Origin of the sequence: Citrobacter sp. Igbk 17, from assembly GCF_028069775.1 — a bacterium.
Lineage (GTDB): Bacteria > Pseudomonadota > Gammaproteobacteria > Enterobacterales > Enterobacteriaceae > Citrobacter.
Map to the genome: position 1 here is coordinate 68,566 of NZ_JANEWI010000023.1, position 11,008 is coordinate 79,573.

The following is an 11,008-nucleotide window of genomic DNA, read 5'->3' on the forward strand; positions in this document are numbered from 1 at the left end:
AAAGAGGCGAAGAACATGCTGGGTTTAAAACAGGTTCACCATATTGCCATTATTGCGACGGACTACAGGGCCAGTAAGGCATTTTACTGTGATGTATTAGGCTTCACGTTAATGAGTGAAGCCTACCGGGAAGAACGTGACTCCTGGAAAGGCGATCTGGCGCTGAACGGCCAGTACGTGATTGAGCTTTTTTCTTTTCCTTTCCCACCCTGTCGCCCCAGTAGACCGGAAGCCTGCGGTTTACGTCATCTGGCGTTCAGCGTCGAGGATGTGGAAAAGTCGATTGCTCATCTTGAAGCCCATCATGTGAAATGTGAGCCAGTGCGCATCGATCCCTTTACCGGTAAACGCTTTACGTTTTTTAACGATCCAGACGGATTACCACTTGAACTGTACGAGCTGTAAGGCTTGTCATTGTAGCTTTAGCCCGGTAACGTGCCGGGCAATGCTATTGTAAGCAATCATCATGACGACACTTACGCTGAATACTTCACTTCTGAACACTAACGCGATCCTCGTTGCCTTTAGCGGCGGCCTCGACTCTACCGTGCTGTTGCACCAACTGGTGCTGTGGCGAATTCAGCACCCGGGGGTCTCTCTGCGGGCCATCCACATTCATCACGGATTAAGCCCGCACGCAAACAGTTGGGTACAGCACTGTGAGACGGTATGTGCGCAGTGGCAGGTGCCGCTGGTGGTTGAGCGGGTTCATTTGCAGGATGATGGGTTGGGCATCGAGGCGCAGGCCCGACGAGCGCGTTATCAGGCCTTTGCGCAGACGCTGCTGCCTGGAGAGGTGCTGATGACCGCTCAGCATCTGGACGATCAATGTGAGACATTTTTGTTAGCGCTTAAGCGTGGCAGTGGTCCTGCAGGGCTTTCGGCCATGGGGGAAAGTTCGCCTTTTAGCGGTACCCAACTCATTCGACCGCTGTTGATGCAAACGCGTGATGCGCTTGAACAGTGGGCGCGCAGGCATGAATTACGCTGGATTGTAGATGAAAGTAATCAGGATGACGCCTACGATCGCAACTTCTTACGTCTGCGTATTATCCCGCACCTGCAACAGCGGTGGCCGCATTTTGCGCAAGCTACAGCCCGCAGCGCCGCGCTGTGCGCTGAGCAGGAGAGCTTACTGGATGAACTGCTGGCCTGCGATTTAGCCAACTGCGTTACGGCGCAAGGTACACTCTTGCTCGGGCCATTAATGACGATGAGTACCGTACGGCGTGCTGCGCTGCTTCGTCGCTGGCTGGCAGGATTAAATGCACCGATGCCTTCCCGTGATGCGTTAGAACGTATCTGGCAGGAAGTCGCGTTGGCACGTGAGGACGCATCGCCCTGTTTTCGCCTTGGTGAGTATGACGTCCGCCGTTATCAGTCGCAGCTGTGGTGGGTGAGGTCGGTTGACGGGCAAAGTGAAACCGTTATCCCGTGGCAATCCTGGAAAACGCCGTTGGCGCTACCTGCAGGGTTGGGCGAGATACAGCTTATCGCTACGGGTGAGCTTCGCAGGCCACACGTTGACGAAGCCGTTAGTATTCGCTTTAAAGCGCCTGGGTTATTGCATATTGTCGGGCGCAACGGTGGGCGTAAGCTTAAAAAAATCTGGCAGGAACAGGGTATTCCTCCCTGGCGGCGAGACACCACGCCGTTACTGTTTTACGGTGACACGCTGATTGCGGCAGCAGGGGTTTTCGTGACGCATGAAGGGCTGGCAAAAGGTGAAGAAGGAGTGAGTCTGGTGTGGCGTGCCTGATGGGGCTGCGCTTATCAGGCCTACGTATCGTATGGAAAGTAGGCCTGATAAGGTGCAAGAAAGGTTAAGATTCGCTGACCACCACGGTACCGATTTGCGGGTGGCTGAAGCTGGCAATTTTGTCGAGGCGAAGCTCACGGGTTTCACCCGAGACATCGGCGACCAGATATTCCACATTTTTGCGTGAAACCAGGTCATTTGCTTTCGCCTGTAGAACTTCGCCATCTTTGAGCGCCAACGTCAGTAACAAATGGTGCTGGCAGGCGAGTTCAAGATTGTCGTAATCATCACAGTTGATGGGTTGATACGTTTCATTCATTGACATAATCGCTCACCAGTAAGTTCGCGGCAGCATAGGCTGCCTTTTCCCTGACCGACTCTGAAAGGGCGCTGTCTGCCGCCACTTCATTAAGTACCTTCAATACGCAACCCAGCGCATCCGGGACATACCCTAAGTCTCCGCTGGCGATTTCCGCGTACCGCTTGCGTATTAACTCACAATATTTTTCCACATGCCCTCCTGTCAGCACTCTGACTTAACCGTGGATGCAAGTCTAAGCCTACGAAGATAAACTCTGTTTAGCAAGGTGACTATACCATACTCATTCAAGCAATATCAGCGCCTTGATAGACGGTACCTTCGTTAGCGGTTAGCAGCCTTTTGCCGCCGTTTTCGCTACAATGGACGCCTGATTCAAAAGGAGTTCTCCCATGGCGCTTAAAGCGACAATCTATAAAGCCGTCGTCAATGTAGCGGATCTCGACCGCAACCAGTTTCTTGACGCGACATTGACGCTGGCGCGTCACCCTTCAGAAACCCAGGAACGCATGATGTTGCGTCTGTTGGCATGGATTAAATATGCTGAGGAGCGGCTGCAATTCACGCGGGGTTTAAGCGCTGAAGACGAACCCGAAGCATGGTTGCGCAACGACCACCTGGGCATTGATCTCTGGATTGAACTCGGCTTGCCGGATGAGCGTCGCATTAAGAAGGCGTGTACTCAGTCTGCTGAAGTCGCTTTGTTTGCCTATAACAGCCGCGCAGCGCAAATCTGGTGGCAGCAGAATCAGACCCGATGCGCGCAGTTTGCCAATTTATCCGTGTGGTATCTGGATGATGAACAATTGGCGCAATTGAGCGAGTTCGCAGGGCGCACCATGGCGCTGCAGGCAACCATTCAGGACGGTGCTATCTGGTTGTCCGACTCTCAGAACAATCTGGAAATCCATCTGGCTGCGTGGCAGCAGCGTTGATGGTTATTATCTCCCGAAATGTCTCTATCCCTGATAACGAGCTGGAAATCACCGCTATTCGGGCACAGGGTGCAGGTGGACAGCACGTTAACAAGACCTCAACGGCTATTCATTTGCGCTTTGACATTCGGGCCTCCAGCCTGCCAGAGTATTACAAGGAACGCCTGTTGGCTGCCAGTCATCATCTGATCAGCGGCGAGGGTGTCATTATTATTAAGGCTCAGGAATATCGTAGCCAGGAGTTGAACCGGGAAGCGGCAATATCCCGGCTGGTGGCGGTGATTAAAGAATTAACCGCAGTGCAGAAAAGTAGGCAGGCAACGCGCCCGACACGCGCTTCAAAAGAGCGCAGATTGTCATCGAAGGCGCAAAAGTCCACTGTGAAGGCACTGCGCGGGAAAGTTCGTCGCCCACAGGACTGACGAATGGGAATACAATATTGAGAAGGAATCTGTGGTGAAAACAGCAATACTGTCATTAGCAGCTGTATTTACACTCTTTGCCTTGATCGGCTGTAACAATCGCTCTGAAGTTGATGTTCTGCAACCGACACAAGCGGCAGAATTAAAACCGATGCAGCAAAGCTGGCGTGGCATCTTGCCTTGTGCGGACTGCGAAGGGATTGAAACCTCTTTGTTCCTGGAAAAAGATGGAACATGGGTAATGAACGAACGCTATCAGGGCGTACGTGATGAACCTTCTTCGTTTGCTTCATATGGCTCGTGGGCGCGTACGGCTGACAAGCTGGTGTTGACGGACAGCAAAGGTGAAAAGTCTTACTACCGGGCAAAAGGCGAAGCGCTGGAAATGCTCGATCGTGAAGGCAATCCCATTGAGTCACAGTTCAACTACACCTTGCAGCCGGTTTCTGCCAGTCTGCCTGTGACGCCAATGCCGATGCGGGGAATGTACTTCTACATGGCGGATGCCGCAATCTTTACTGATTGTGCAACGGGTAAAAGAGTCGCCGTTGCCAACAACGCACAGCTGGAGCGTGATTATTTGAGCGCACGCGGTGCTACGGATAAACCGGTTTTGTTGACAGTAGAAGGTCATTTCACCCTGGAGCCAAACCCGGATACCGGGGCGATGGTGAAAACGCTGGCCACCGACAAAAACGCGAAGTTTGTGCCAGGTAAGGATTGCAGCAACTAATAAAAAGGCCTCGCATAGTGCGAGGCCTTTTTATTTGCCGGATGGCGCTTTGCTCATCCAGCCTGCAGTACGTGTTTTGAGTTGGTCCGGTAAGCGAATTGCCACCGGACAATCCTACAAAACGCACATTGTTGGTATCTGATTAGCCCTTAATCGCTTTCACCAGGTAGTCGACGATGTCGCCGGTTTTAATCAGCTGTTTCTCGCCGTTACGACGATATTTGTATTCGATATCATCGTTATCAAGGTTACGGTCGCCGAGCACGATGGTGTGCGGAACACCGATCAGTTCCATATCGGCAAACATCACGCCCGGACGCTCTTTACGATCGTCCATCAGCACTTCGATACCCTGTGCACGCAGTTCTGCGTACAGCTTCTCAGCCAGTTCCTGCACACGGTAGGATTTGTGCATGTTCATTGGCAGAATAGCGACCTGGAACGGTGCGATAGCATCCGGCCATACAATGCCACGATCGTCAAAGTTCTGCTCAATAGCGGCAGCAACAACGCGAGTTACCCCGATACCGTAGCAGCCCATGGTCAGAATCTGATTACGGCCATCTTCACCCTGAACGGCAGCTTTCATTGCTTCAGAATACTTGGTACCCAGTTGGAAGATGTGGCCCACTTCGATACCACGTTTAATCAGCAGTGTACCTTTGCCATCCGGACTTGGGTCGCCTGCGACCACATTACGGATATCTGCCACTTCTGGCGTTGCAACATCACGATCCCAGTTAATACCAAAATAGTGTTTACCATCGATGTTTGCACCGGCAGCGAAATCGCTCATTACCGCAACGGTACGATCGATAACCACCGGGATCGGCATGTTAACCGGACCAAGGGAACCCGGACCTGCTTTCACGACGGCACGGATTTCTTCTTCAGTAGCAAAAGTCAGCGGGCTGGCAACCTGCGGCAGTTTTTCTGCTTTAACTTCGTTCAGTTCGTGATCGCCGCGAACCAGCAGAGCAACCAGCGGGTAGCTGCTGCCTTCAACCGCTTTCACCAGCAGGGTTTTAACGGTTTTTTCAATTGGCAGATTAAACTGCTCAACCAGTTCCGCGATAGTTTTCGCATTCGGTGTATCAACCAGCGTCATTTCCTGAGTGGCGGCTGCGCGGGGTTCTTTCGGCGCAACGGCTTCAGCAAATTCGATGTTGGCAGCAAAATCGGAGCTGTCGGAGAATACCACGTCATCTTCGCCGCTCTGTGCCAGAACCTGGAATTCGTGAGAAGCGCTACCGCCGATAGAGCCGGTATCAGCCTGTACTGCGCGGAAATCCAGGCCCATACGGCTAAAGATTTTGCTGTACGCGGCATACATCGCGTCGTAAGTTTCCTGCAGAGATTCCTGAGAAGTATGGAAAGAGTACGCATCTTTCATCAGGAATTCGCGGGAACGCATCACGCCGAATCGTGGGCGAACTTCGTCACGGAATTTCGTCTGGATCTGATAGAAGTTCAGCGGCAGTTGTTTGTAAGAGCTCAGCTCATTACGGATCAGGTCGGTGATGACTTCTTCATGCGTTGGGCCGAGTACGAATGAACGATCGCCACGGTCTGCGATACGCAGCAGTTCCGGGCCGTACTGTTCCCAACGACCGCTCTCTTCCCACAGTTCAGAAGGCTGAACGACCGGCATCAACACCTCGATCGCACCGGCGTTATTCATTTCTTCACGCACGATGTTTTCGACTTTTTTCAGGACGCGCACGCCGGTCGGCAGCCAGGTGTATAACCCGGAGGCCAGCTTGCGGATCATCCCGGCGCGCAGCATCAGCTGGTGGCTGATGACTTCGGCGTCGGCAGGTGTCTCCTTCAGAGTGGAGAGCAGATATTGGCTAGTACGCATGTTGTTACGGTTCCAGTTGAACGATCGAACAGGCTGGATGCCAGCCTGACACAAAAAAAGTGGTTTAGTTTACCAGCGAGAAAGGGATGTCAAAAGAGAAGGGCACGAAATTAGCGGGGTTCAAGCGCAAAGACTTCAAAACCTTCTTCCGTTACGCGCCAGCGCACGTTGAAATCGTGTAGCCAGACGGCATACGCTTTGCCTGTCTCTTCACCTTTACGATACGCAGGACGTGGGTCCTGTGCCAGTACTTCGCCGATAAATGTTTTCAGCGATGGATAACGTTTTTCCAGCGTCAGAAGCTGTTGTTCAACCTCTGTAGTGAAACTTACCGCCATTTCGGCAACCGGCGCATGCTGCGCGTAGCTGGCTGTGGCGTCAGGCAGTGCTTCTGCAAATGGCAGATAAGGTTTGATGTCGATCACCGGCGTTCCGTCGACCAGGTCCAGACTACCCAGTTTCAGAATGACGCTCTCTTTGTGGCAGACAATTTCTTTTAACTCAACCAGCGACATCCCGACAGGGTTAGGACGAAAGGTTGAACGCGTGGCAAAAACTCCCATTCTGGCGTTACCGCCCAGACGGGGTGGGCGCACGGTTGGACGCCATCCACCTTCCATTGTCTGATGAAAAACAAAAATCACCCACAAATGGCTGAATGCTTCCAGGCCGCGGACAGCATCGGCCTGGTTATAGGGCGCGAGCAAATGCAGTTCGCCATTGGCGCTTTTCACCAGGCCCGGCTGGCGTGGCACCGCGAACTTTTCTTTATAAGGAGAGCGGATAACGCCTATTTGCTCGAACTGAAAATGACTCATTTAGACGAAATGTTCAGGGCAGAACCGATGCAAACTGCCTGACGATAGCAACCCGGCGTCCCGCTGGTGACTTCGCAGCTGTGTAGCAATACCGCATTGGCTTTCATTTTGGATGCGTTTATCTGCATGCGTTTGCGTGCGGTTGGAATACTCGGAGGGGAATCCTGGTTTGATGCCTGGCAGGACTCTCCACTCACTTCGCCAAGATCGCGGAAGGGTTTACCGACCAGATCTTCTGCGTTGGTAATAATTCTGACCGGCGTCGCGCGCGGTGCTTTTGGTTTTTCCGGCTCCGCTTTTGGCGGGGTAGCGGTGCTTTGAACGGGTTCAACAGGGGATCTGCTTAACATAGAACAGCCGCTCAGCATGAGTGCTACTAAACAGATCGGTAAAGCACGCATAATATTTCCTCAATGAATGATCTAAACGTCAGATATTGAATCAGGTGCTTGCATAAATGACAAGACGGGCAAGCGCCCGTCCTGATGATATTACAGATTGTGAAAACAGCCTAAAATTACCAGCCTTTAACAGCACCGCCGTTGAAGACTTTGTTTGCCGCTTCGTAAACTTCGTCTGACTGGTATGCTTCAACGAATTTCTTCACGTTCTCAGCATCTTTATTGTCTTCACGCGTCACGATCAGGTTTACGTATGGGGAATCTTTATCTTCAACAAAGATACCGTCTTTTGCCGGAGTCAGGCCGATCTGGCTGGCATAGGTGGTGTTGATGACTGCCAGTGCGATTTGCGCGTCGTCCAGTGAGCGTGGCAGCTGCGGCGCTTCCAGTTCAACCAGCTTCAGGTTTTTCGGGTTTTCAATCACGTCCAGCGCGGTTGGCAGCAGGCCAACGCCATCTTTCAGTTTAATCAAACCGACTTTCTGCAGCAGCAGCAGGGAACGGCCGAGGTTAGTCGGGTCGTTTGGAATAGCGACCTGAGAGCCATCCTGCAGTTCATCCAGTGATTTGATTTTTTTGGAGTAGCCTGCAATCGGATAAACAAAGGTATTGCCTACGGCAACCAGTTTGTAACCACGATCTTTGATCTGCTGATCCAGGTACGGTTTGTGTTGGAAGGCGTTAGCATCGATATCGCCTTTGCTTAGCGCTTCATTGGGCAGGACATAATCGTTGAACGTTACCAGTTCAACATCCAGACCGTATTTTTCTTTAGCCACTTTCTGTGCGACTTCAGCAACCTGCTGCTCTGCGCCAACGATAACACCCACTTTGATGTGGTTAGGATCTTTTTCATCCTGGCCACAACCCACAAGTGCCAGAGAACCGATCAGGGCTCCAACTGCCGCAAAGGTTTTGAATTTGAACGCCATGCTTATTTCCTTTTCTTAATGAGTTTTTAGTGTTGTGTGTAACGTTATTTGTGCGTGACTGCCCGGACGATGCGATCGCCGGATAACTGAATTAAATAAACCAGAACGACGAGCAATACCAGTACTGTATTCATTACGGTAGCGTTATACCCAATGTAGCCATACTGATAGCCAATCTGGCCAAGGCCACCGGCACCGACGGCACCGCCCATCGCCGAGTAACCAACCAGCGTGATGAGAGTGATGGTGGCCGCATTGACCAGTCCTGGCAGCGCTTCTGGTAGTAATACCTTACGTACAATCTGCAACGGCGTAGCGCCCATCGCACGCGAGGCCTCAATCAGCCCGGTCGGGATTTCCAGCAGGGCGTTTTCCACCATACGAGCAATAAATGGCGCGGCGCCGACGGTTAGCGGGACGATAGCGGCCTGCAGCCCGATAGATGTGCCAACAATCATGCGGGTGAACGGAATCATCCACACCAGCAAAATAATGAACGGGATGGAACGGAAAATGTTAACCAGCGCAGAAAGCGTGCGGTACAACTTCGCGTTCTCAATGATTTGTCCTGGACGCGTCACGTACAGCAGTACGCCCACGGGCAGGCCAATCACAAAGCCAAAAAAACCGGACACAAAGGTCATTGCCAGCGTTTCCCATACGCCGCGAACCAGCAGCCAAATCATCGGCTCAGACATAACCCAGTACCTCTACTTTTACGTGGTGTTCCTGCAACCAGCTAATGGCTGCTTGTGTATCTTCTTGTGTACCGTGCATTTCAGTCAGCATGATGCCGAACTTCACGCCGCCGGCGTAATCCATCTGCGCGCTGATAATGTTGTTATTCACATTAAAGCGGCGGGCCGTTTCCGAGAGTAATGGGGCATCAACAGAGTGACCGGTGAACTCCATGCGCAGCATGGGCACGCTGTCGGCTTGCGGCTCAGCTTTTAAACGTTCCTGATAATCTTCCGGAATATCCAGGTGCAGCGTGGACTGGATAAACTTCTGCGCCAGCGGGGTTTTGGGGTGTGAGAACACCTCACTGACGGTGTCCTGCTCAATCAGTTCACCATTGCTGATGACTGCGACGCAGTCACAGATACGTTTTACAACGTCCATCTCATGAGTAATCAGCAGAATGGTGAGCCCCAGGCGACGGTTAATATCTTTCAGTAATTCGAGAATCGAGCGGGTCGTCGCTGGGTCGAGGGCGCTGGTGGCTTCATCGCAAAGCAACACTTTGGGATTACTTGCCAGAGCACGGGCAATCGCCACACGTTGCTTCTGACCACCGGAAAGGTTCGCCGGGTAGCTGTCGTGCTTGTCACCAAGGCCAACCAAATCCAACAGTTCCGTCACACGACGTTTAATCTCTTCTTTTGGCGTGTTATCCAGCTCCAGCGGCAGCGCAACGTTACCAAATACCGTGCGTGAAGAGAGCAGGTTAAAGTGCTGGAAAATCATGCCAATTTGACGGCGCGCTTTAGTCAGCCCTGACTCTGAAAGCGTCGTCAGCTCCTGACCGCCGACCTGAACGCTACCTTCGGTTGGGCGCTCGAGCAGGTTTACGCAGCGAATGAGTGTGCTTTTACCGGCACCGGAGGCACCAATAACGCCATAAATCTGTCCGGCAGGAACATGCAGGCTGACATTGTTTAGCGCCTGAATGGTGCGAGTCCCCTGCTGGAACACTTTGGTGATATTCGAAAGTTTAATCATTGGTTATTTATTATCGTAATTAAGTTAGCCGTGGCATTTTCGTCTGTCTGGTACGGTCGACGCCGTCAACAAGATGGATGTTAAGGCATCCAGACGTCTAAATCAATCGGGCTTTGCACGATGAGCACTTTCTTGCCCACCGAAACATGCGATACTAGAGCAACATGCCTTATTCAGGAGCTATAAAAGGTGGCAAAGTCTGTACCCGCAATTTTTCTCGACCGTGACGGCACTATTAATGTGGACCACGGTTACGTCCATGAGATCGACGAGTTCGAATTTATCGACGGTGTCATTGATGCTATGCGTGAACTTAAAAAGATGGGTTATGCGCTGATTGTTGTGACGAACCAGTCTGGTATTGCCCGTGGCAAATTTACCGAGGCACAATTCGAAACGTTGACTGAATGGATGGACTGGTCATTGGCCGATCGCGATGTTGATCTGGATGGTATCTATTATTGTCCTCATCATCCGCAGGGCACAGTCGAAGAGTACCGCCAGGTCTGCGACTGCCGTAAACCACATCCAGGCATGTTTATCTCAGCGCGAGACTTTCTGCACATCGATATGGCTGCTTCTTATATGGTGGGCGACAAAATAGAAGATATGCAGGCGGCGACAGCTGCAAATGTAGGAACGAAGGTATTAGTGCGTACAGGCAAGCCAGTCACTCCGGAAGCAGAAAATGCGGCAGATTTAGTGCTAAATAGTCTGGCGGACCTGCCAATGGCGATAAAAAAGCAGCAAAAGTAAGCGTTATGGATAAAAGGTGAGCGGTTGAAACAAAAATGCATTTTTCCGCTTGTCTTCCTGAGTCGACTCCCTATAATGCGCCTCCATCGACACGGCGGATGTGAATCACTTCACACAAACAGCCGGTTCGGTTGAAGAGAAAAATCCTGAAATTCAGGGTTGACTCTGAAAGAGGAAAGCGTAATATACGCCACCTCGCGACAGAGCGCTAAAGCGCGTCGCAACTGCTCTTTAACAATTTATCAGACAATCTGTGTGGGCACTCGAAGATACGGATTCTTAACGTCGCAAGACGAAAAATGAATACCAAGTCTCTGAGTGAACATACGTAATTCATTACGAAGTTTAAT

14 protein-coding genes are annotated in these 11,008 nt (G+C 51.7%); 6 read left to right on the forward strand and 8 right to left on the reverse strand.

Annotated features, from left to right (window positions below; genetic code table 11):
- Positions 1–15 precede the first annotated feature (15 nt).
- Together NNO08_RS14650 and tilS are read left to right on the forward strand one after the other, a co-directional pair.
- A complete protein-coding gene (locus tag NNO08_RS14650) occupies positions 16–405 on the forward strand; it encodes a VOC family protein (RefSeq protein WP_048212638.1) in 390 nt (129 codons plus the stop codon).
- 61 nt (positions 406–466) lie between these two features.
- Complete coding sequence (gene tilS / locus NNO08_RS14655; RefSeq protein ID WP_271456991.1) at positions 467–1,759, forward strand: tRNA lysidine(34) synthetase TilS; 1,293 nt, start codon at positions 467–469, stop codon at positions 1,757–1,759.
- Positions 1,760–1,823: 64 nt separating this feature from the next.
- Here the strand turns inward: tilS and rof are convergent, their stop codons facing one another.
- Together rof and NNO08_RS14665 are read right to left on the reverse strand one after the other, a co-directional pair.
- Entirely contained in the window at positions 1,824–2,084 is a 261-nt protein-coding gene (gene rof, locus NNO08_RS14660; RefSeq protein ID WP_048212636.1) for a Rho-binding antiterminator, read from the reverse strand.
- Positions 2,071–2,271 carry a YaeP family protein gene (locus NNO08_RS14665; RefSeq protein WP_005132083.1) on the reverse strand — a complete coding sequence of 67 codons (201 nt, stop codon included), beginning with the start codon at positions 2,269–2,271 and terminating at the stop codon, positions 2,071–2,073. Before NNO08_RS14665 ends, rof begins: the two co-directional genes overlap by 14 nt.
- Positions 2,272–2,470: 199 nt before the next feature.
- On the opposite strand from NNO08_RS14665, the gene NNO08_RS14670 reads away from it, so the two are divergent.
- From NNO08_RS14670 to nlpE, 3 genes are read left to right on the forward strand one after another with little or no spacing between them, the layout of a single operon-like run.
- Positions 2,471–3,013, forward strand: a complete 543-nt coding sequence (locus NNO08_RS14670; RefSeq protein ID WP_271456992.1) for a YaeQ family protein — start codon at positions 2,471–2,473, stop codon at positions 3,011–3,013.
- A complete protein-coding gene (gene arfB, locus NNO08_RS14675) occupies positions 3,013–3,435 on the forward strand; it encodes an alternative ribosome rescue aminoacyl-tRNA hydrolase ArfB (protein WP_271441988.1) in 423 nt (140 codons plus the stop codon). Before NNO08_RS14670 ends, arfB begins: the two co-directional genes overlap by 1 nt.
- A 31-nt stretch (positions 3,436–3,466) precedes the next feature.
- The gene (gene nlpE / locus NNO08_RS14680) at positions 3,467–4,168 is read left to right on the forward strand and encodes an envelope stress response activation lipoprotein NlpE (protein WP_271456993.1); all 702 of its coding nucleotides are present in this window, start codon (positions 3,467–3,469) and stop codon (positions 4,166–4,168) included.
- A gap of 142 nt (positions 4,169–4,310) precedes the next feature.
- Here the strand turns inward: nlpE and proS are convergent, their stop codons facing one another.
- From proS to metN, 6 genes are all read right to left on the reverse strand, one after another.
- On the reverse strand, positions 4,311–6,029 hold the full coding sequence (gene proS / locus NNO08_RS14685; RefSeq protein ID WP_040230039.1) for a proline--tRNA ligase: 1,719 nt from the start codon (positions 6,027–6,029) through the stop codon (positions 4,311–4,313).
- A gap of 110 nt (positions 6,030–6,139) precedes the next feature.
- Positions 6,140–6,847 carry a tRNA (N6-threonylcarbamoyladenosine(37)-N6)-methyltransferase TrmO gene (tsaA, locus tag NNO08_RS14690; protein WP_271441985.1) on the reverse strand — a complete coding sequence of 236 codons (708 nt, stop codon included), beginning with the start codon at positions 6,845–6,847 and terminating at the stop codon, positions 6,140–6,142.
- The gene (rcsF, locus tag NNO08_RS14695; RefSeq protein ID WP_040230040.1) at positions 6,844–7,248 is read right to left on the reverse strand and encodes an Rcs stress response system protein RcsF; all 405 of its coding nucleotides are present in this window, start codon (positions 7,246–7,248) and stop codon (positions 6,844–6,846) included. Before rcsF ends, tsaA begins: the two co-directional genes overlap by 4 nt.
- Before the next feature lie 116 nt (positions 7,249–7,364).
- A complete protein-coding gene (gene metQ, locus NNO08_RS14700; RefSeq protein WP_003829145.1) occupies positions 7,365–8,180 on the reverse strand; it encodes a methionine ABC transporter substrate-binding lipoprotein MetQ in 816 nt (271 codons plus the stop codon).
- Between the two features lie 44 nt (positions 8,181–8,224).
- On the reverse strand, positions 8,225–8,878 hold the full coding sequence (locus NNO08_RS14705; protein WP_005132073.1) for a methionine ABC transporter permease MetI: 654 nt from the start codon (positions 8,876–8,878) through the stop codon (positions 8,225–8,227).
- Positions 8,871–9,902: a methionine ABC transporter ATP-binding protein MetN gene (metN, locus tag NNO08_RS14710; protein WP_202039440.1), complete on the reverse strand. Its 1,032-nt coding sequence runs from the start codon at positions 9,900–9,902 to the stop codon at positions 8,871–8,873. The genes NNO08_RS14705 and metN overlap by 8 nt, the downstream gene beginning before the upstream one ends.
- 189 nt (positions 9,903–10,091) lie before the next feature.
- On the opposite strand from metN, the gene gmhB reads away from it, so the two are divergent.
- Complete coding sequence (gene gmhB, locus NNO08_RS14715; protein WP_048212629.1) at positions 10,092–10,658, forward strand: D-glycero-beta-D-manno-heptose 1,7-bisphosphate 7-phosphatase; 567 nt, start codon at positions 10,092–10,094, stop codon at positions 10,656–10,658.
- Positions 10,659–11,008: the final 350 nt, after the last annotated feature.

Bases quoted from the DNA above. Each gene is read 5' to 3' on its own strand.
- NNO08_RS14705 (WP_005132073.1), bottom strand. From the start codon at position 8,878: ATGTCTGAGCCGATGATTTGGCTGCTGGTTCGCGGCGTATGGGAAACG.
- tilS (WP_271456991.1), top strand. From the start codon at position 467: ATGACGACACTTACGCTGAATACTTCACTTCTGAACACTAACGCGATC.
- metN (WP_202039440.1), bottom strand. From the start codon at position 9,902: ATGATTAAACTTTCGAATATCACCAAAGTGTTCCAGCAGGGGACTCGC.
- rof (WP_048212636.1), bottom strand. From the start codon at position 2,084: ATGTCAATGAATGAAACGTATCAACCCATCAACTGTGATGATTACGAC.
- NNO08_RS14670 (WP_271456992.1), top strand. From the start codon at position 2,471: ATGGCGCTTAAAGCGACAATCTATAAAGCCGTCGTCAATGTAGCGGAT.
- metQ (WP_003829145.1), bottom strand. From the start codon at position 8,180: ATGGCGTTCAAATTCAAAACCTTTGCGGCAGTTGGAGCCCTGATCGGT.
- tsaA (WP_271441985.1), bottom strand. From the start codon at position 6,847: ATGAGTCATTTTCAGTTCGAGCAAATAGGCGTTATCCGCTCTCCTTAT.
- NNO08_RS14650 (WP_048212638.1), top strand. From the start codon at position 16: ATGCTGGGTTTAAAACAGGTTCACCATATTGCCATTATTGCGACGGAC.
- rcsF (WP_040230040.1), bottom strand. From the start codon at position 7,248: ATGCGTGCTTTACCGATCTGTTTAGTAGCACTCATGCTGAGCGGCTGT.
- arfB (WP_271441988.1), top strand. From the start codon at position 3,013: ATGGTTATTATCTCCCGAAATGTCTCTATCCCTGATAACGAGCTGGAA.
- proS (WP_040230039.1), bottom strand. From the start codon at position 6,029: ATGCGTACTAGCCAATATCTGCTCTCCACTCTGAAGGAGACACCTGCC.